This window comes from Bacillus sp. SIMBA_008 (assembly GCF_046535495.1).
Lineage (GTDB): Bacteria > Bacillota > Bacilli > Bacillales > Bacillaceae > Bacillus > Bacillus subtilis.
On the sequence record NZ_JAWRWL010001003.1, the window covers coordinates 1 to 247 of the forward strand.

Here is a 247-nt window from a genome sequence, read left to right on the forward strand (position 1 = left end):
AGAGGCAGCCGGTTTAGGTCCGGTCAATATTTATACAATTAGTGCAGACCTTCCATTTGCACAAGCACGCTGGTGCGGAGCAAACGGAATTGAAAATGTCGAAACATTATCTGATCACAAAGATATGTCATTTGGTGAAGCATTCGGTGTATATATGAAAGAATTGCGTTTATTGGCGCGTGCAGTTTTCGTATTAGACCCTAATGGGAAAGTGGTTTACACTGAATACGTAAGCGAAGCAACGAAT

General features: G+C 41.7%; 1 protein-coding gene. It reads left to right on the forward strand.

Going from position 1 to position 247, the window contains the following annotated elements:
* The coding region (locus SB658_RS26410; protein WP_410603460.1) for a redoxin family protein at positions 1 to 247 on the forward strand (247 nt) is incomplete at both ends.